This is a genomic window from Streptomyces sp. NPDC056948 (assembly GCF_042674225.1).
GTDB lineage: Bacteria > Actinomycetota > Actinomycetes > Streptomycetales > Streptomycetaceae > Streptomyces > Streptomyces purpurascens.
Genome location: NZ_JBHUQX010000175.1, coordinates 1 through 18,114 on the forward strand (window position 1 = coordinate 1; position 18,114 = coordinate 18,114).

The following is an 18,114-nucleotide window of genomic DNA, read 5'->3' on the forward strand; positions in this document are numbered from 1 at the left end:
CCACCCGAGTGGACCGCCGCCTGTCGCGCTTTCCGCCTCCCTGTGGCGTCTACCTTCGTTCGATCCTGAAGAGCCGGATCTCCCGCTCCACCCGTGCCTGGTACGCGGAGTACGGCGGCCAGAACTCCAGCACCGCCTTCCAGGCCGCCGCCCGCTCCTCCCCCTCCAGCAGCCGGGCCGTGACCGGGATGTCCCGGCCCTTCCAGCTGATCTCGGCTCTCGGGTGGGCCAGCAGATTGTGGCTCCAGGCCGGGTGCCCCGAGCGCCCGAAGTTGGACCCGACCAGGACCCAGCCCCGCTCACCGTCGCCCTCCGGCATACAGGCCAGCGGCGTCCGGCGGGCCAGCCCGCTGCGCGCCCCGGTGGAGGTCAGCACCACACCCGGCAGCAGCTGCGCGCTGAGCAGCACCTTTCCGCGGGTGAGCCGGTGCACGGCCCGGTCCAGGGCCGGGAACACATGCGGCGCCACCCGCGCGAACCCCGGGGTGGAGGACACCTTCTGCACGAACCGCACGCCCCTCATCGGCCGGCCTCCTCGAAGACATGCGCCGCGTCGGCGGCCCGCGCCCGCAGCCGGTGCACCGGCCCGAACAGCAGCTCGTCGCCCGCGGCACGCTTGAAGTACAGGTGCATGTCGTGCTCCCACGTGAACCCGATGCCGCCGTGCAACTGGATCCCCTCGGCGGCGGCCCCGCGCAGGGCCTGCAACGCCTGGGCGAGGGCGAGGCCGCCCGCCTTCTCGCCGTCGTCGGCGGCGCCGGCCCAGGCCGCGTAGTACGCCGCCGAGCGGGCCGCCCGCACCTGGACGTACGCGTCGGCGAGCCGGTGCTTGACCGCCTGGAAGGAGCCGACCGGCCGCCCGAACTGCTCGCGCTGCCCCACGTACTCCACGGTCCGCTCCAGCACCCGGTCGGCGGCCCCCACGGCCTCGGCGGCGAGACAGACGGCGGCGGTGTCGCCGAGCCGGGCGAGGGCGGCGAGGACGTCGTCGCCCTCGCGCCCCAGCAACTCGGCTTCCACGTCGCGGAGTTGGATGCGCGCTTGCGGACGGGTCGCGTCCAGCGCGGTCTGCCGCATGCGGGTGAGCCCGGCGGCGTCCGCCCGCACGAGGAAGAGCAGGACGCGGGAACGGGCGAACCCCCCGGCGTGCGCGGCGACCAGGAGCAGCCCGGCACTGTGCCCGTCGAGGACCTGCCCGGCCTCCCCGTACAGCCGCCACCCGCCGTCCGTCCGCCGGGCCTGCACTCCCCCGGCCCGTCCGCCGCCGGCCCACGTCCCGTGCCGGTCGTGGCCGGTGAGCGCGAGGGCGGCGGTGAGGGCGGGGCCCGGTACGGCGAGGGCGGCGGTGAGGGCGCCGGAGGCGATGCGCGGGAGGAGGTCGGCCCGCTGGGCGTCGGTCCCGAGGGCGAGGAGCAGCGGGGCCGCGAGGACGGCCGTGGCGAGCAGGGGCGAGGGCGCGAGGGCCCGGCCCGTCTCTTCGCAGGCCAGGGCCAGCTCGGTGACCGAGCAGCCGACACCGCCGCAGGTCTCGGGGAGGGCCAGTCCGGGGAGGCCGAGCTGGTCGGCGAGGGCGGTCCACAGGGCCGGGTCGTGTCCGGCCGGGGTGTCGAGGGCGGCCCGCAGTTCCACGGGTCCGCACCGCTTGTGGAGGAGTTCGCGCAGGGTGCGGCGGATCTCGTCCTGTTCGGCGGTGAGGCGGGCGTCCATGGGGGTACCTCCGCATCTGACGGTGCGTCATATTAGGGCGCCGGGGCGGGGATGCCCAGAGTCCCGGCGCTCCCGCCGGCGGCCTTATCTGATGTACCGTCAGATTCATGGTTGCCCGGAGGAAAGTGGCCGTCGTCGGCGTGGCCCTCTCGGACTGCGGCCGCGTGGACGACGCGACCCCGTACGCCCTGCACGCCCAGGCGGCCCGCCGCGCCCTGGCCGACGCGGGCCTGGACCGGTCGCTGGTCGACGGCTTCGCCTCGGCGGGCCTGGGCACGCTGGCCCCCGTCGAGGTCGCCGAGTACCTGGGGCTGCGCCCCACCTGGGTCGACTCCACCTCCGTCGGCGGCTCCACCTGGGAGGTCATGGCGGCCCACGCGGCGGACGCGATCGCGGCCGGGCACGCGCGCGTGGTGCTGCTCGCCTACGGCTCGACGGCCCGCGCGGACGTGAAGGCGGGCCGCCGCACCGGGACGCTGTCCTTCGGCACCCGCGGCCCCCTGCAGTTCGAGGCCCCCTACGGCCACACCCTGATCGCCAAGTACGCGATGGCGGCCCGCCGCCACATGATCGAGTACGGCACGACGATCGAGCAGCTCGCGGAGGTGGCGGTCCAGGCCCGGGCCAACGCGGCCCTGAACCCGGAGGCGATGTTCCGCACCCCGATCACGCCGGACGAGATCGCCTCCGGCCCGATGATCGCGGACCCCTTCACCAAGCTGCACTGCTGTGTCCGTTCCGACGGCGGGGCGGCGGTGCTGCTGGCGGCGGAGGAGTACGTACGGGACTGCCGTACGGCACCGGTGTGGGTACTGGGAAGCGGGGAGCACATCAGCCACTCCGCGATGTCCGAGTGGCCGGACTTCACGGTGTCACCGGCGGCGGTGAGCGGACGGCTGGCCTTCGAGCGGGCGGGCGTACGGCCCTCGGAGATCGACTTCGCCGAGATCTACGACGCGTTCACCTATATGACCCTGGTGACGCTGGAGGACCTCGGCTTCTGCGCGAAGGGCGAGGGCGGGGCGTTCGTGGAGAAGGGCCGGCTGCGGGTCGAGGGCGGCGAGCTGCCGGTGAACACCGACGGGGGCGGACTGTCGGCCCAGCACCCGGGGATGCGGGGTCTGTTCCTGCTGGTGGAGGCGGTGCGACAACTGCGGGGCGAGTGCGGCGCCCGACAGGTGCGACGCGAAGACGGCTCCCTGCCACGACTGACGGTGGCGTCGGGGACGGGGGGCTGGTTCTGCTCGTCGGGGACGGTGGTGCTGGGGGCGGGGTGAGGGAACACGGGCACCAGGGCCGGTGTTGGATTCGTGAGAAGGATCTGAGCGAGCCGCTGGAGGAGACCGGAATGGCCCTGACCCGCGAAGAACGCGAACAGTTCCTGGCCGAGCCGCATGTCGCCGCACTCGCGGTCGACGCGGGGGCGGGCCGCGCCCCGCTCACGGTGCCGATCTGGTACCAGTACGAGCCCGGCGGCGACATCTGGATCATGACCGGCCTGGACTCCCGCAAGAACGAGCTGATCAGCGCGGCGGGCCGGTTCTCGCTGATGGTGGACCGGCTCGAACCCACGATCCGCTACGTGTCGGTCGAGGGCCCGGTCGTCGACACGGCCCCCGCGACCCTCGACCTGCTCCGAGAGCTCTCGGCCCGCTATCTGCCGGCCGACAAGGTCGACGGCTATGTCGACTTCGCCTGGAAGAACCACGGAGAACAGCTGGTGCTGCGGATGCGGCCGGAGCGGTGGGTGTCGTCGGACCTGGGCCAGGTATGACGAGTGCCCTCGGGTGACAATCGGCCCATGGCACCCGATCTTCACGAGCTGCTGAGGTCACTGCGCGTCTGGGACCCGCAGTCCACCCACCTGCCCCCCTTCGACCCGACCGCCGCCCCCGCGACCCCGCTGCCGCTCTTCACCGAGTGGCTCGCGGCGGCGGTGGCGGCCGGGCAGACCGAGCCGCACACCATGTCCCTGGCGACCTCCGACGAGTCCGGCCTGCCCGACGTACGGATCGTCATGCTGCACGGCGCGGACGAGACCGGCTGGTCTTTCGCGTCCCACGCCGGCAGCCGCAAGGGCCGGCACCTCGCCGCCCGCCCGTACGCCGCGCTCGCCTTCTACTGGCCGGTGCTGGGCCGCCAGGTCCGGGTACGCGGCCCGGTGACGGCCGCCCCGTCCGCCGACGCCCAGGGCGACCTGCACGCCCGCTCGACAGGCGCCCTGGCAGCCGCGCTGACCGGCCGCCAGAGCGAGCTCCTGGACTCGGTGGAGGACCTGACCCGGGCCTCCGAGGCGGCCTGGGAACGGGCCCGCGGCGAGCCGGAGGCTCCCGTACCGTCCTGGACCCTGTACCGGCTGCGGCCGGAGGAGGTCGAGTTCTTCCAGGGCGACGGAGAGCGGCGACACGTACGCCTGCGCTACCGGCGCGGGGAGCAGGAGGGGTGGGAGCGGGAGCTGCTGTGGCCGTGAGGGGATTCAGTCGAAGTCGTACACCGCGAAGTCCGCCACCGCCCGGTACCCGATGCGCTGGTACAGCCCGTTGCTGGTCGGGTTCGCCAGGTCGGTGAAGAGCAGTACCTCCTGTGCGCCGGAGGCGAGGGCCGTGCGGCTGATCTCGGCTGTGGCCGCGCCCGCGTAGCCGCGGCCTCGGAGGTGGGGTGGGGTGTAGACCGGGGCGACGCGGATCTGGCCGGCGATCCGGGGGGTCCTGCCGGCCATGGCGACGGGCGTGCCGTCCGGGGCCTCCCAGAAGGTGATGCCGCCCTGTTCGATGCGGGCGTCCACCCACTCGCCGGCGTCGCGGAGGGTGCCCATACCGATCGCGGCGCTGAACTCCGCGTGCCAGCGGATGAGTCGGGCGCGGTCCGCCTCGACGGCGATCCGGGGACCGCCGGGCGGTGCGGGGTCGGGCACGGTCAGGGTGCCGAGCCGGTAGAGCCGCTGGCGCTGACGGAGCGTGGCCGTGGCGCCCGTGTGCCGCTGCCAGGCCTCGGTGAAGGCGGCGGCGGTGTCCCGGTCGGCGTTCACGCCGGGCAGACGCTGCCCCAGAGCGGCCAGCCGCGCCGCGAGGGTGTCGGCCTCCTCGGAGGTGAGGGCGGTGAGGTTCAACCAGTGGGGCGGAGTGCGGAAGAACGACGCCCGGACAGCCCCGTCCCGCTCCAGCACGCCGAACTCCGGCACCCCGTCGCCGTAGACGTGCCGTCCGCGAGTGCGCAGCGTCTCCGTGACGGCCAACGGGACGGTGTTCAAGGCGGGTTGGGAGCGGAGGAAGGATCCCGCGCGGGCGAGGAAGTCGTCGAGGTCCTGGGTGAGGTGCCAGTCGTCGGTGCGCATACCCCATGGTGGCGCCCGCGCCCCCGCCCGTACCTTCGATTTACGCCCAGGTCTCTCCGCCCGCCTCCGGTTCCGGATCCGTCGTCAGCCGCGCGTGCAGGTGGGCGTCCCGGAACGCGTCGTGCCGGCCCTCCTGGAAGATCGCCCCGCGCAGGGTTCCCTCGTACGCGAAACCGCATCGCTCGGCTATCCGGCACGACACGTCGTGCCCGAACGCGTGGTCCAGCTCCAGTCGGTGCAGGCCGAGTTCGCCGAAGGCCCAGCGGGTGGCGAGCAGCAGGGCCCGGGTGGCGACGCCCTGGCCGCGGGCCTCGGGGAGCACCCAGTAGCCGACGCGGGCGACCTTCATGTGGTACTTGATCTCGTTGACGCCGATGTGCCCCAGGGCCGTATCGCTGCGCGCGTCCGCGACCCGGAACGACACCGACGTGCCCTCCACGGCGCTCTGCGCCCGCGCGAGCAGCGACTCCCGGGCGCTCGCCCGGTCCGTGACCAGCCTCAGCGGCGTGTTCCAGCGCCGGAACTCCGGGTCCCGCATGCCGCACAGCCACGTCTCGACGTCGGCGCCGGACGTTTCGTCCCAAGGGCGAAGACGGAGGCCGTATCCGTGGAGTTCGGGGAGAGCAGTCGGGGACTGGTCGCGTATGGGGGCCATGGGGCCATTCAAGCCCGTGGGGAGGGAGGGGTCACCTCACTTACCCCGTCCCGATCCCGGTCTTACCCGATCCCGATCCCGATCCCGGGCACGATCCGGAACACCGGGATCCCCTCCCGGAACACCACCTCCAGATCCGCCCCCGCCGACAGCTCCCTCTCCCCCACCACCTCCGTCATCATCCGCGGCCCCTCGGCCAGATCGACCACGGCAGCGACGTACGGCGCGCGTTCCGCGAAGGGCGGCAGGTCGTTGCGGTGGACGACGGACCAGGTGTAGAGGGTGGCCCGGCCGCTCGCGGCCTCCCAGCTGACGTCCTCGCTCCAGCAGCGCGGGCAGAACTCGCGCGGGTAGTGGTGGGCCCGTCCGCAGGCCCGGCAGCGACGGATCAGCAGCCGGCCCTCTGCTGCCGCGTCCCAGTACGTCCGGGTGAAGGCGTCGGGCTCGGGCAGGTCGAAACGCCCGGTCATCAGAACAGCCCCAGCGCACTGTCCAGCGACCACGTCTGCCAGGACATCCCGAACAGCCCGACCACGGACATCAGCGCCATCATCGAGTTCTGCCCCTGCTCGGCCACGTCGTGGATCATGAGCGTGAGATAGAGGACGTTGAGGAGGAACCCGCCGACCAGGGCGACCGGTGTGAGGAAGCCGGTGATCAGGCCAAGGCCCAGGGCGAGTTCCGCGTAGACGACGACGTACGCCATCACGCGCGGGTGGGGTGCGACGACCGTGGCGAAGCCCGAACGTACGGCGTTCCAGCGGTGCTCGGCCGCTATCCCGGCCGCCCACTTGATGCCGGTGCCCCGTTCGAACCAGGCCTTGCGGTCCTTGTGCCGCCAGCTCTCCAGCCACCACAGCCCGAGCCCGATCCGCAGTACGGCCAGCCACTCCGCTCCGCCGAGCCAGATCGTGTCCATGCGATCTGACGGTACGTCAGATCGCTGGATCCGCAAGACCTCGGGGTGAAGCTATGCGTTCACAATGAGTCCGACAGAACACCACCGCACCAAGCACCTCCCGCACCCGTCACGAACGATCACGAGCCCGCCACAACCAGGCCCGCTACGCCACCAGCCCCACTCGCTCCTCCTACAGCCGTGATCAATCCGCAATCAATTCCGGTCTTGACCGAGACCCATCAAGCAGGCTCGTGATTACGCTCCCGCTCATGGCCGACTCCACGCCCTCCCCACACTCCTCCGCGCACCCCACACCGGACCGCCCCGTCTACGTCATCGGCGGCGGCCCCGGCGGACTCGCCGCCGCGTACGCGCTGCGCGCCCGGGGCATACGGGCCGTGGTCCTGGAGAGGTCCGACCGCGTCGGGGCGTCCTGGCGCCGCCACTACGACCGGCTGCATCTGCACACCACCCGCCGGCTGTCGGCCCTGCCCGGGCTGCCGATGCCGCGCCGGTTCGGGCGGTGGGTGTCCCGGGACAACGTGGTGCGGTACCTGGAGAAGTACGCCGAGCACCACCGCCTGGAGATCGTCACCGGCGTCGAGGTGTCCCGGATCGAGCGCGCGCCCGACGGCACGGGCTGGCTGCTGCACGCCACCGGGGGCAGGGAACTGACCGGCTCGGCGGTCGTGATCGCGACCGGCTACAACCACACCCCGCGCCTGCCGGACTGGCCCGGCCGCGACGCCTTCACCGGCGAGTTCCTGCACGCCGGTGAGTACCGCGACGGCGAGCCCTACGCCGGCCGGGACGTCCTCGTCGTCGGCATCGGGAACACCGGTGCCGAGATCGCCGTGGACCTGGTGGAGAGCGGTGCCTCCCGGGTCCGGCTGGCCGTGCGCACCGTCCCGCACATCGTGCGCCGTTCGACCGCCGGCTGGGCCGCCCAGTACAGCGGCGTCCTGGTACGCCGGCTGCCGGTCGGCCTCGTCGACCGGATCTGCCGGGTGCAGGCCAAGGTGGCGATTCCCGATCTGTCGGCGCACGGACTGCCGCGCCCCGACACCGGGCTGTACACCCGGGTGAAGCAGGGCGCGATCCCGGTGCAGGACGTCGGCCTGATCGACGCCGTGCGCAAGGGCAAGGTCGAGATCGTGGCCGCCGTGGAGTCCTTCGAGGGCGACGGCAAGATCGTGCTGGCCGACGGCACCCGGCTCTCCCCGGACGCGGTGATAGCCGCCACGGGATACGTCCGCGCCCTGGAAGGCCTGGTCGGCCACCTCGACGTACTCAACGCCGGCGGCAAGCCCGTCGTCCACGGCGCCCGCAGCCCGAAGACAGCCCCCGGCCTGTACTTCACCGGCTTCACCAACCCGATCAGCGGCAACCTGCGCGAGCTGGCGCTCGACGCGGTGCGCATCGCTAAGGCCATCGCGCGGGACGGTTCGGTGTAGGCGACACATCTCGGCGCCTCACCCGGCCCGCCTGCGGACCGGCACGCAGAGGAACCACCCTCCCCCGCCTCCAGGCACCCCCTCCCGGCGGCTTTGCCTGCACGGCCATTCCTGACGCCGCATCAGTTCAGTAATCTGACAGTGCGTCAGTTAGCGGCTGTCTCACAGGGAGCGGGCGGAAACGATGCTTGGATCGACCCACGGCACCCTCACCACCGACTCCCGCCGGGCCCGGGCCATCGCCTGTGGCGAGCGGCCCGCGCCTGCCGTGCACGGCAGGCCGGCCCAGGAGGGCGACTTCGACGTCAGCGGGCGCCCGCTGCACGCCGACGTACCCGATCTCGACCACTTCTTCCGGCCCCGGTCCGTCGCCGTGATCGGCGCCTCGGACGCCGAGGGACGCCCCAACACCGGCGTGACCCGCCAACTGGCCGACTGGGCCGAGCGCGTCGGGGCCCGGCTGTACCCGGTGCATCCGAGCCGCCCGTCCGTCTTCGGCCTCGCCTGCTCCCCCTCCGTCGCCGACCTGCCCGAGCAGGTCGACCTGGCGGTGGTACTCGTCGGCGACCCCCTCCCCGTGCTCGAGGAACTGGCCGAGGCCAAGGCGCGGTTCGCGGTCGTCTTCGCCTCCGGGTTCGCGGAGACCGGCCCTGAGGGCGAGGCCGCCCAGCGGCGACTCGCCGCCGCGGTCGAACGCTCCGGGTTGCGGCTGCTGGGCCCCAACACCAACCTCAACGCCTTCGAGCACTTCCGCGACGACCTCGACGGCCCCGCGATCGCCCTGATCACCCAGTCCGGCCACCAGGGCCGCCCCGTCTTCGCCCTCCAGGAACTCGGCATCCGCCTCTCCCACTGGGCGCCCACCGGCAACGAGGCCGACCTGGAGACCGCGGACTTCCTCTCCTACTTCGCCGAGCAGCCCGGGATCGGCGCCATCGCCTGCTACCTGGAAGGGCTGAAGGACGGCCGCTCCTTCCTCCTCGCCGCCGACCGGGCCGCCCGGCGCGGAGTCCCGGTGGTCGCCGTCAAGGTGGGCCGCACCGAGACCGGCGCCCGCACGGCCGCCTCCCACACCGGCAAACTGACCGGCGCGGACGCGGTGGTGGACGCGGCGCTGCGCCAGTACGGCGTGATCCGCGTCGACGGCCTCGACGAACTCCAGGACACCGCAGCCCTGTTGGCCCGTGCCAAGCCGCCGCGCTCGGACGGCGTCGTCGTCTACTCGATCTCGGGCGGCACGGGCGCGCACGCCGCGGACCTGGCGACCGAGGCGGGTCTGAGGCTGCCGGTCCTGTCCGAGGCCAGGCAGGCCGAGCTGCACCAGTGGATACCCGAGTACCTGAGCGTCGCCAACCCCGTCGACAACGGCGGGCATCCGGTCGGGGACCGGCGCGGCCGGAAGATCATCGACGCGATCCTCGCCGACCCCGAGGTCGGCGTGCTGATCTGCCCGATCACCGGCCCCTTCCCACCCCTGAGCGACCGACTGGTACGGGACCTGGTCGACGCGGCGGAGCAGACGGACAAGCTGGTGTGCGTCGTATGGGGATCGCCGGTCGGCACGGAACCGGCCTACCGCGAGGTCCTGCTCGGCTCCTCCCGCGTGGCCACGTTCCGCACGGTCGGCAACTGCCTCACCGCCGTCCGCGCCTACCTCGCCCACCACCGCTTCACGGCCGCGTACCGCTCCCCCTTCGACGAGGCCCCGCGCACCCCTTCGCCGTCCTACCGCAAGGCGCAGGCGCTCATGCACCCCGGTGAGCAGCTCAGCGAACACGCGGCCAAGCAGTTGCTGCGGGCGTACGGCATCCGCGTACCGCGCGAGCAGTTGGTGACCAGCGCGGCGGCGGCCGTCCGGGCCGCCGGCCTGGTGGGCTACCCGGTGGTGATGAAGGCCTCGGGCGCCCGCATCGCCCACAAGACGGAACTGGGCCTGGTGAAGATCGGCCTGACCTCGGCGAGCCAGGTCCGCGACGCCTACCGGGAGCTGACCGACATCGCCCGCTACGAGGATGTCTCCCTGGACGGCGTACTGGTCTGCCAGATGGTCGAACAGGGCGTCGAGATGGTCGTGGGCGTCACCCACGACGACCTGTTCGGCCCGACGGTGACCGTAGGCCTCGGCGGGGTCCTCGTCGAGGTCCTGCGCGACACCGCCGTAGGGGTACCGCCCTTCGGCGAGGAACAGGCGCGGGACATGCTCGCCGGTCTGCGCGGCCGGGCCCTGCTCGACGGAGTCCGGGGCCGCCCCCCGGCCGATCTGGACGCCTTGGTCGAGGTCGTCCTGCGCGTGCAGCGCATGGCACTGGAACTCGGCCACCAGCTCGCGGAGTTGGACATCAACCCATTGATGGTGCTGCCGCGGGGGCAGGGCGCGGTGGCGCTGGACGCGCTGGCGGTGTGCCGCTGATGCCGGCTGTGCTGCACGCGACGGCCGGCCAGGTCCTCTCCATCACCCTGAACCGACCCGAGACACTCAACGCCCTCACACCGGACCAGCGGGACGAGATCGTCCAGCTCCTGTCGGAGGCGTCCGAGACGGCCGATGTCCGAGCGGTGGTGATCACGGGAACGGGCCGGGGCTTCTGCGCGGGCGCGGACCTCCGAGGCGCCGCCACCACGGACGAACGCGGCGTCGGCGATGTCGCCCGCACCCTCCGCACCGGCGCCCAGCGCCTGATCGCCGCCGTCCTCGACTGCGAGAAGCCGGTGATCGCGGCGGTGAACGGCACGGCGGCCGGCCTCGGAGCCCATCTGGCACTCGCCTGCGATCTCGTCCTGGCCGCGGAGTCGGCCAGGTTCATCGAGGTGTTCGTACGGCGAGGGCTGGTCCCCGACGGCGGCGGCGCGTACCTGCTCCCCCGCCTCATCGGCCCGCAGCGGGCGAAGGAGCTGATGTTCCTCGGCGACGCGCTCACGGCGGCGGACGCCGAACGCCTCGGCCTGGTCAACCGGGTCGTTGCGGACGGGGAGTTGGAGAAGACGGCCCGTGCCTGGGCCGACCGCCTCGCCGCCGGCCCGACCCGGGCCCTCGCCCTGACCAAGCAGCTCGTCAACGCGTCCCTGGACACCGACCGGGCCACCGCCTTCGCCGCCGAGGCCGCGGCGCAGGAGATCAACATGACGACGGCGGACGCGCAGGAGGGGGTACGGAGCTTCGTGGAGCGGCGGAACGCGGTGTACAGGGGACTCTGAAGGCTGAAAGGCTGAAAGGCTTCCAATCTGACGTCTCGTCAGTTTCAATCGTATGCGTGATGGGACAAGCAGGGATGGCGGAAGCCGCCGTCCGCTACCTCAGGTCGACCCGCACCCCGGCCCCAGGGCCTGTGGAAGCGCTGCCGCGCCCGGAGCTGCGCTGCGTGGGCGAAGACGAGCGCGCTCCCCTGGACCAGCGGGAGTTCCGTAGCGTCATGGGTCGCTTCGCGACGGGCGTGACGATCGTGACGGCACCCCCGGCCACCTCCGACGCCGCCCCCGCCGGCTTCGCCTGCCAGTCCTTCAGCTCCCTCTCCCTCGACCCGCCCCTCGTGGCCTTCATGGTGGGCCGTACGTCGACGACCTGGCCGCGCATCGCCCGTGCGGGCGTCTTCTGCGTCAACGTCCTGGGCGCCGGCCAGGACGAGTTGTGCCGCTCCTTCGCGGTGAGCGGCGCGGACAAGTTCTCGGGCGTGGCGTACGACGCGGCCCCGGTGTCCGGCTCGCCCCGCCTGTCGGGCGCGGTCGCCTGGATCGACTGCGCGATCCACGCCGTCCACACCGGCGGCGACCACTTGATCGTGGTCGGCCGGGTGAACGCCCTCGGCACGGGCACGGACGATCCGGACGGCCCGCTGCTGTTCCACCGGGGGCGCTTCGCGCGGCTGACGGAGGGCTAGGACGGGCGAGGCTGCGCTCCAGGACGAGGAAGCCGTTTCTGTCGTTCGGATCAGGCCCTAGACGACGGCCAGCCGCCACAGCGAGGTGACCTCGGCGGCCCGTACGGCGTGCAGCGGATCGTCTGTGTCCCCCGCACGAGCGTGACGCGGACGCGTGTCCAGCCGGCCGACCACCCGCAGCCCGGCACTCTCCACGGCGGTCATCAGCTCCTCCCGGCTGCGCAGCCCGAGCCCCTCGGCCAGGTCGGACAGCACGAGCCAGCCCTCACCGCCGGGTTCCAGCCGCCCGGCGAGCCCGCTCAGGAAGCTCTGAAGCATGCCGCCGCCCGCGTCGTAGACGCCGAGGTCGAGGTCGGAGGCGGGACGGCCGGGAATCCAGGGCGGGTTGCACACGACCAGATCGGCGCGCCCCTCGGGATACAGCTCGGGCCCGGCCACCCGGACCACCTCCGTGAGCCCCAACCGCCCCACGTTGTCCTGCGCACACGCCCGGGCCCGCGCACTGACGTCGGTCGCCACGACCTGCCCGACGCCCCGCCGGGCCAGCACGGCGGCGAGCACGCCGGTTCCGGTGCCCAGGTCGAACGCGACGCGTACGTCACCGCCACGCGGCAGCGGGGCCTGGGCGACGAGATCGACGTATTCGCTCCGGGTGGGCGCGAACACCCCATAGTGCGGGTGAACCGGCGCTTCCAGCGCCGGGACGTACACGCCCTTCTCCCGCCACTGCCGGGCACTGATCACCCCCAGCAGCTCGGAGAGGGCGACGGCCACGGGCCCGTCGAACGCCCCGTACGCCTCGGCGACCGCCTGACGCACATCGGGAGCCCGGCGGAGGTCCAGTCCGTGGTCCGCCTCCAGCACGACCACCAGCTTGCCGAGCACGCGCGCACGATGGCCCCGGAACCGGCGCTGCAACCGGAAGGTCTCGGCAGGCGTGTCCGCCGCCCCGGGCGCGGTACGCCCGACACGGCGGTCCAAGGCACGCAGCAACTGCCGAGCGTTCTGAAAATCCCCCCGCCACAGCAACGCGGTGCCCTCACAGGCCAGCCGGTAGGCGACGGCGGCCCGCGTACGGTCGTCGGCTACGACGACCGTACGGGGCAGGGGCAGTCCGGACTCGGAATGCCAGCGGGCGGAACGGGGTTCAGTCTCGATCCAGTGGATCGTGGACACGGCATACTCCTCGGGAAATCGGGCGTGAACGAGCGTGCCGGGTCACGACGTCCACGTCTCCGAGGACCATGCCGAGTGACAACAACGGACCTTTCGAAGCGGCGAAGCAGCTCGGGTCCAGTGTGCCGGATTCCTCAGCCGGGCAGGGCGCGGACAAACCCGGCGACCAGCGTCGCCACCGCCTCAGGGGTCTCCAGGATCATGGGATGGGTGGCGTCGATGCGTTGGACGCTGATCGTCGGCCGCGTGCGGGAGACCACGGCCAGCTCATCGGAGACCTCGCGGGCGAACCGGGCGCTGAACGCGTCGAACCACTCCATGCCCGGCGCGGGCGGCAGCCGTCGCCCGGCCTGCACCAGCAGCAGCGGGCGGTCCACCCCGTCCAGCCAGGCGGTCACACCCTGCGCGCCGAGCCGGTGGAGTTCGTCGACGATCTCCAGCGCCGCCGCCCGTTCCGGCAGCGTCTGCCAGGTGCCGTCGGGCAGCGGACGCGCCGCCGCGCGGGCAGCGGCCTCCGCACGGTCGGCGGGAACTTCGAACCGGGCGGAGTTGATGACCTGCTGCTCGATGTACCCGGCCGGCGCGACGGCCCCGACCGACGCCAGCAGCCCTTCGGCCACCTGTTCGGCGCCGGGGTACTCGCGCCGCCACCAGAACCCGTCGAGATTCACGGCGGCACGCGCACGGTCCGGGTACGCCCGGGCGTACTCGACGGCGACCAGTCCCCCGAGAGAATGCCCCACCACGACGGATTCCGGCACGCCGTGCGCGTCCAGCGTCTCCGCGATGTCCCGCACCACAGTGGGAAGAGCCCAGGGGGAGACATCGGGAGAACGCCCGTGCCCGGGCAGATCAACGGCAAGCACACGATGCCCGGCGACGAGCCGTGCGGCCGAGGCGCTCCAGTCGGCCAGAGACCGCCCGAACCCGTGCAGAAGAACCAGTCGCGGGCCATCGCCCCCATAGTCATGAACATGTAGGAGTGTCATATGGACCTCACCGTAGGCCGCCCCCCACCCTCCCGAACACCGAATTACGCCGCTCCGGCCCCCCACCCACCGATCGCCGCTGAGCCCACCCGGCGTCCATGCGAGGCGCGAGCGCGCACGTCAACGCCGCTCACCGAAGCAACGGGCCAAAGCCCGCAAACGGGCCTGGCCACCCGCCGCCCCGACAGCTACTGGCCTCCGGAACAACCATGTCGCGGCCTCGTGATGCTCTTCCTGAACCTCTCGCCGCCGCCTACGCTCCCGGCATGGCTGACTTTCTCCACGTATCGACCGCGACCCCGACTCATGACCAGGCCGTTGAACTCGCCCGTTCGGTCGTCGCCGAGCGACTCGCGGCCGGCGCGCAGATCATCGGCCCTGTCACGTCGGCGTTCTGGCACGACGGCGAGTTCGGCACTGGGGAGGAGTGGCAGCTCCTGCTGAAGACCACCCGATCCCGCTACCCGGAGTTGGAGTCCCACCTGCTGAAGCACCACCCGTGGCAGAACCCGGAGATCGCGGCCGTGCCGATCGAAGCCGGCTCAAAGGGGTGCCTGGAGTGGATCGCCGCGAGCACCACGCCGCCCGCGTAGCTCAACCGCCCGCGTGCTCCAGGACCTCGGCGACCGCAGGGAGCGCCTTGTACTGGCCGAGCCGTTGCAGGACAGGCGCAAGCCGCTGTCGTGGCCGTACGGACGCCACCCCGGAGGCGAGACCGAGGGCGCGGCCTGTGACCGTGGCCGCCTGCTCGACCTCCCCGGCGGTCAGATAGGAACCTGCGAGCCACGACAGGTACAGGGCCTTGTCCCGCGCATGAGAGTCGTCGTATCGGGCCAGCGCCACCTCCAGGACTGACACGGCCCGGAGGGGGCGACGGAGTTCCGTCCAGCAGCGGCCGGTCATGATGTCCAGCTCCGTCTGGTCGACCCAAGCAGCCCAGTCCGGCTGAGGTTCCCCGAACTGAGGCTTCTCGTCGAGGGCAATCCGCGCCGCGTCCAGTGCCTGCTCGACTCCGTGAGGCCGGTCGGCGACGGCGCAGGCCCACGCCATCCGCTCGTACAGGAGCGCACGCACACAGGCGGGCGTGCTCGACGTGAGGGTGGAGCAGCTGCTGGAGGCGATCTCGACCGCCGTGTTCCTGTCTGCGGTCTGATAGGCAAGGAACGCGTACGCGTTGCCCAGGAGATCGCTCTCCACCGCTTCACAGGCCGCGCGCCTGCTCTCCTCATACAGGCTCTCGGCTTGCTTCTGCTGGCCTCCGTCGAATGCGGCCCAACCCGCTTGCTGGGCCTGCTCGGCGAGCAGGGCGACTGTGCGGCGGCGGGACTCCGGGGTGAAGGTGGAGGTGCGCAGCAGGGCCTTGGTGGCCTGGTACTCGCTGACATAGACGCGGTATGTGTCGCCGCCGCCGAGGATGTCGTCGAGTCGGCGGAGGCGTGCCGTGCGATGCCGCAGGCGCTCGACGTCCCCGTCGGAGACGTGCCGGGGGGCCGGCGGTTTCGTCAGTGCGGGCAGCGCGGCTGCCAAGCCGGTGTTGGTGGCGGCTTGGAGGACGGTTCTGCGGCGCACGCTGGTCTGTCCCCTCCGTGGGTCGTACGTCTGAGTAGGAGGCTCGTCGGTCTCCCACGGGCCTGGAGTCAGACCCACCATGTGGCCGGGGACGCGTAACGCGTCCGCGATCTGCCGGACCTTGTCGAACGTGGTGATCTTTCCCTGCCCTTTGGCCAGCGTGCCGACCCGATCCGGCTTGATGTCGCACTCAGCGGCGATTCGTGAGTAGCTGATCCCAGCGCGGCTCTTCGCGAGCCGGAACACCGTCCCGAAGTCGTGCATCTCCAGCGCTCGGCGCATTTCCTGATCTGCGAGAAGTTCCCGGGGCAGCGCGGTCGGTGACGGGTGAATCATGCGTGCCCTTCCTGCTCGCCTGAGTCTGCGGGATGTCTGTCTGAGGGCTGTACCCATCATGGGTATACCGCGCTGCGGGAGGTGCGCTCTTCGCGAGAAATCCATTCTGGACGCGAAGAGCCCCGGCGGCCGTGGCCCCATAGGTCTGCCGGGGCATGGACGACCGTGAGGAGTCGCCACCATGCCTGAGGCAATCCAACACGCCTCAAAGTCAGAGAAATCGGCGGAGCCGTCGATGTCTGCGATCGCGACCGGCGCTGAGCGTGCGCTTCTGCTTGAGCACCGGCTCCTGGCGACACTCCCCGCACCGAGCCGCGACCGCGCCCGCCTGGAATGGCAGCAGCACCACGTGGCCATGCTCCCGCTCGGCATCTTGTTCTCAGCCGTGCGGATCCCCGGTCGTCTCGTGGTCGCCCTGACGGACAGCACCGAGGCGTCGGAGCTCGACGAGTTCATGCGCCACACCCTCGACGACGGCCCGGTCATCTGCGATCCGCGGCACCTCCGCTACTACGCCCTGGTGCCCGCGAGCATGCCGAGAAGGTGGCGTCAGGCCGTCGACGACTGGAGGCCCCTGGACGTGGAGTGCCTGGGCCAGGGCAGCTACCTCGGAGTCCCCAGGGCGGACGCCGTGCGATACACCCCGGCTCGCGCCACCTACTGGTCGGTGCCGATGGACTCGGCCGCGACCCTGTGCAGGCCCTTGAAGGTCGCCCGGCTGATCGCCGCCGGTCGGCACTGCCTGACCACGGAGCCGGAGGAGTGAGCGGCGCGAAAGGTCAGTTCGACGCGGCGCTGATCCGACGACGGTGCGAGGAGACGCTGTGGGGCCCCGGCGGGCAGTCGGCCGAACAGCGGGCCCGCCTCCAGGAGATGGAGGGGTACGTACGGCTGCTGGCACCGGAGCTGTCGAAGCTCATGCCGCGGATGCGGGACGGCATGCAGGGCACAGCACGGATCGTCCTGAGGCACACGGACGAACTCCTCAACAGCGATACGGCATCAGGTGATCCGGCCAGGCGGCTGCACGACGCCGGCGTCAACGCGCGTGCGCTGCTGAGTCTGCTCGAACGCCCCGGTGAGCTCACCCCCGACGCCGACACAGTCCACGCGCGACCCGTCAGCGACCCCGACCCGCGTTGAGCCGCGCCGCCTGCCGCGTCAGGTGATCGCGCTCGGCGAGGTTCGGGGCCTTGTGGGCCGCCTCGGTGTACAGGCGGGCCGCCGTCGTCAGGTCGCCTTCGCGTTCGTGGAGGTACGCCGCCACCGCGGTGTGACGGGGCAGTGAGGTGTCCAGCGCCGCGAGTGCCGCCAGGCCGGCGCGCGGGCCGTCGGCCTCCCCTACGGCGACCGCGCGGTTGAGCCGGACGACCGGGCTGTCGGTCAGGCGGGCCAGCTCGTCGTACCACTCGACGATCTGCACCCAGTCGGTCTCCTCGGCGGTGGGCGCGTCGGCGTGGAGGGCCGCGATGGCGGCCTGGGCCTGGAACTCGCCCAGCCGGTCACGGGCGAGGGCCGCCTGGAGGATCCCGACGCCCTCGGCGATCGACGCGGTGTCCCAGCGGCCGCGGTCCTGCTCGGCGAGCGGTACCAGGCTGCCGTCGGGCGCGGTCCGGGCGGCACGCCGGGCGTGGTGGAGCAGCATGAGGGCGAGCAGCCCTGCCACCTCGGGGTGGTCGATCGCGGCCGCGAGCTGCCGGGTGAGCCGGATGGCCTCGGCGGCGAGGTCGACGTCGCCGGAGTAGCCCTCGTTGAAGACCAGGTAGAGGACGCGCAGGACGGTGGCCACGTCCCCGGGCTGGTCGAACCGCACAGCGGAGACCGTGCGCTTGGCCCGGCTGATGCGCTGCGCCATGGTCGCCTCGGGCACCAGGTAGGCCTCGGCGATCTGCCGGGTGGTGAGGCCGCCGACGGCGCGCAGCGTGAGCGCGACCGCCGAGGCCGGGGTCAGCGAGGGATGGGCGCACAGGAAGTAGAGCTGGAGCGTGTCGTCGGCCGCGGGCGCCGGCCCGGGCGCCGGTTCCTCCTCGACGCGGTCCTCACGCCGGCGGCGGGCGGTGTCGGCGCGTGTCGCGTCGAGGAACTTGCGCCAGGCCGCGGTGACCAGCCAGCCCTTGG

The 18,114-nt window shown here is 72.3% G+C and carries 20 protein-coding genes; 10 read left to right on the plus strand and 10 right to left on the minus strand.

The genetic code is table 11. The annotated features are described in order from the left end of the window. Window positions 1-49 precede the first annotated feature (49 nt). Both ACFTZL_RS22720 and ACFTZL_RS22725 read right to left on the minus strand, forming a co-directional pair. The gene (locus ACFTZL_RS22720; protein ID WP_382585700.1) at window positions 50-523 is read right to left on the minus strand and encodes a nitroreductase family deazaflavin-dependent oxidoreductase; all 474 of its coding nucleotides are present in this window, start codon (window positions 521-523) and stop codon (window positions 50-52) included. Beyond that, complete coding sequence (locus tag ACFTZL_RS22725) at window positions 520-1,707, minus strand: acyl-CoA dehydrogenase family protein (protein ID WP_382585702.1); 1,188 nt, start codon at window positions 1,705-1,707, stop codon at window positions 520-522. The genes ACFTZL_RS22720 and ACFTZL_RS22725 overlap by 4 nt, the downstream gene beginning before the upstream one ends. A 107-nt stretch (window positions 1,708-1,814) precedes the next feature. Between ACFTZL_RS22725 and ACFTZL_RS22730 the strand changes: the two genes are divergently transcribed. The 3 genes from ACFTZL_RS22730 to ACFTZL_RS22740 all read left to right on the plus strand — a co-directional run bounded on the left by ACFTZL_RS22730 (window position 1,815) and on the right by ACFTZL_RS22740 (window position 4,177). Further along, window positions 1,815-2,984, plus strand: coding sequence for an acetyl-CoA acetyltransferase (locus ACFTZL_RS22730; RefSeq protein ID WP_382585704.1), 1,170 nt, complete (start codon window positions 1,815-1,817; stop codon window positions 2,982-2,984). A gap of 71 nt (window positions 2,985-3,055) precedes the next feature. Continuing rightward, window positions 3,056-3,481: a pyridoxamine 5'-phosphate oxidase family protein gene (locus ACFTZL_RS22735; protein ID WP_382585706.1), complete on the plus strand. Its 426-nt coding sequence runs from the start codon at window positions 3,056-3,058 to the stop codon at window positions 3,479-3,481. Window positions 3,482-3,508: 27 nt separating this feature from the next. Further along, complete coding sequence (locus tag ACFTZL_RS22740) at window positions 3,509-4,177, plus strand: pyridoxal 5'-phosphate synthase (RefSeq protein ID WP_382585709.1); 669 nt, start codon at window positions 3,509-3,511, stop codon at window positions 4,175-4,177. Between the two features lie 6 nt (window positions 4,178-4,183). On the opposite strand, the gene ACFTZL_RS22745 is transcribed toward ACFTZL_RS22740, so the two are convergent. From ACFTZL_RS22745 to ACFTZL_RS22760, 4 genes are all read right to left on the minus strand, one after another. Next, window positions 4,184-5,041, minus strand: a complete 858-nt coding sequence (locus ACFTZL_RS22745) for a GNAT family N-acetyltransferase (protein ID WP_382585712.1) — start codon at window positions 5,039-5,041, stop codon at window positions 4,184-4,186. Window positions 5,042-5,081: 40 nt separating this feature from the next. Beyond that, window positions 5,082-5,696, minus strand: a complete 615-nt coding sequence (locus ACFTZL_RS22750; RefSeq protein WP_382585714.1) for a GNAT family N-acetyltransferase — start codon at window positions 5,694-5,696, stop codon at window positions 5,082-5,084. 62 nt (window positions 5,697-5,758) lie between these two features. Continuing rightward, window positions 5,759-6,166, minus strand: a complete 408-nt coding sequence (locus tag ACFTZL_RS22755) for a Zn-ribbon domain-containing OB-fold protein (RefSeq protein ID WP_382585717.1) — start codon at window positions 6,164-6,166, stop codon at window positions 5,759-5,761. Then, window positions 6,166-6,615, minus strand: coding sequence for a DoxX family protein (locus tag ACFTZL_RS22760; RefSeq protein WP_382585720.1), 450 nt, complete (start codon window positions 6,613-6,615; stop codon window positions 6,166-6,168). Before ACFTZL_RS22760 ends, ACFTZL_RS22755 begins: the two co-directional genes overlap by 1 nt. Before the next feature lie 251 nt (window positions 6,616-6,866). Between ACFTZL_RS22760 and ACFTZL_RS22765 the strand changes: the two genes are divergently transcribed. From ACFTZL_RS22765 to ACFTZL_RS22780, 4 genes are all read left to right on the plus strand, one after another. Next, window positions 6,867-8,051 carry a flavin-containing monooxygenase gene (locus tag ACFTZL_RS22765; protein WP_382585723.1) on the plus strand — a complete coding sequence of 395 codons (1,185 nt, stop codon included), beginning with the start codon at window positions 6,867-6,869 and terminating at the stop codon, window positions 8,049-8,051. Between the two features lie 184 nt (window positions 8,052-8,235). Further along, window positions 8,236-10,461 carry an acetate--CoA ligase family protein gene (locus ACFTZL_RS22770; protein WP_382585726.1) on the plus strand — a complete coding sequence of 742 codons (2,226 nt, stop codon included), beginning with the start codon at window positions 8,236-8,238 and terminating at the stop codon, window positions 10,459-10,461. Then, a complete protein-coding gene (locus tag ACFTZL_RS22775; RefSeq protein WP_382585729.1) occupies window positions 10,461-11,246 on the plus strand; it encodes an enoyl-CoA hydratase/isomerase family protein in 786 nt (261 codons plus the stop codon). Before ACFTZL_RS22770 ends, ACFTZL_RS22775 begins: the two co-directional genes overlap by 1 nt. A gap of 59 nt (window positions 11,247-11,305) precedes the next feature. Further along, window positions 11,306-11,926, plus strand: coding sequence for a flavin reductase family protein (locus tag ACFTZL_RS22780; RefSeq protein WP_382585732.1), 621 nt, complete (start codon window positions 11,306-11,308; stop codon window positions 11,924-11,926). A 57-nt stretch (window positions 11,927-11,983) separates the two neighbouring features. On the opposite strand, the gene ACFTZL_RS22785 is transcribed toward ACFTZL_RS22780, so the two are convergent. Both ACFTZL_RS22785 and ACFTZL_RS22790 read right to left on the minus strand, forming a co-directional pair. Further along, window positions 11,984-13,102: a methyltransferase gene (locus ACFTZL_RS22785; protein WP_382585735.1), complete on the minus strand. Its 1,119-nt coding sequence runs from the start codon at window positions 13,100-13,102 to the stop codon at window positions 11,984-11,986. Between the two features lie 134 nt (window positions 13,103-13,236). Beyond that, entirely contained in the window at window positions 13,237-14,091 is an 855-nt protein-coding gene (locus tag ACFTZL_RS22790) for an alpha/beta fold hydrolase (protein ID WP_382585738.1), read from the minus strand. Between the two features lie 266 nt (window positions 14,092-14,357). On the opposite strand from ACFTZL_RS22790, the gene cutA reads away from it, so the two are divergent. Continuing rightward, entirely contained in the window at window positions 14,358-14,684 is a 327-nt protein-coding gene (cutA, locus tag ACFTZL_RS22795; protein ID WP_382585740.1) for a divalent-cation tolerance protein CutA, read from the plus strand. A gap of 1 nt (window position 14,685) precedes the next feature. Here cutA and ACFTZL_RS22800 read toward each other — a convergent pair whose 3' ends face one another. Beyond that, window positions 14,686-15,942, minus strand: coding sequence for an XRE family transcriptional regulator (locus ACFTZL_RS22800; RefSeq protein ID WP_382585743.1), 1,257 nt, complete (start codon window positions 15,940-15,942; stop codon window positions 14,686-14,688). A gap of 289 nt (window positions 15,943-16,231) precedes the next feature. Here ACFTZL_RS22800 and ACFTZL_RS22805 point away from each other — a divergent pair, with 289 nt between their 5' ends. Together ACFTZL_RS22805 and ACFTZL_RS22810 are read left to right on the plus strand one after the other, a co-directional pair. After that, window positions 16,232-16,762 (plus strand): hypothetical protein, encoded by a 531-nt coding sequence (locus ACFTZL_RS22805; protein WP_382585746.1) that lies wholly within the window; start codon window positions 16,232-16,234, stop codon window positions 16,760-16,762. Continuing rightward, window positions 16,759-17,139 (plus strand): hypothetical protein, encoded by a 381-nt coding sequence (locus ACFTZL_RS22810; RefSeq protein ID WP_382585749.1) that lies wholly within the window; start codon window positions 16,759-16,761, stop codon window positions 17,137-17,139. Before ACFTZL_RS22805 ends, ACFTZL_RS22810 begins: the two co-directional genes overlap by 4 nt. Here ACFTZL_RS22810 and ACFTZL_RS22815 read toward each other — a convergent pair. Continuing rightward, the coding region (locus tag ACFTZL_RS22815; RefSeq protein ID WP_382585752.1) for an RNA polymerase sigma factor at window positions 17,117-18,114 on the minus strand (998 nt) is incomplete at its 5' end. The two genes, ACFTZL_RS22810 and ACFTZL_RS22815, sit on opposite strands and share 23 nt — an antisense overlap.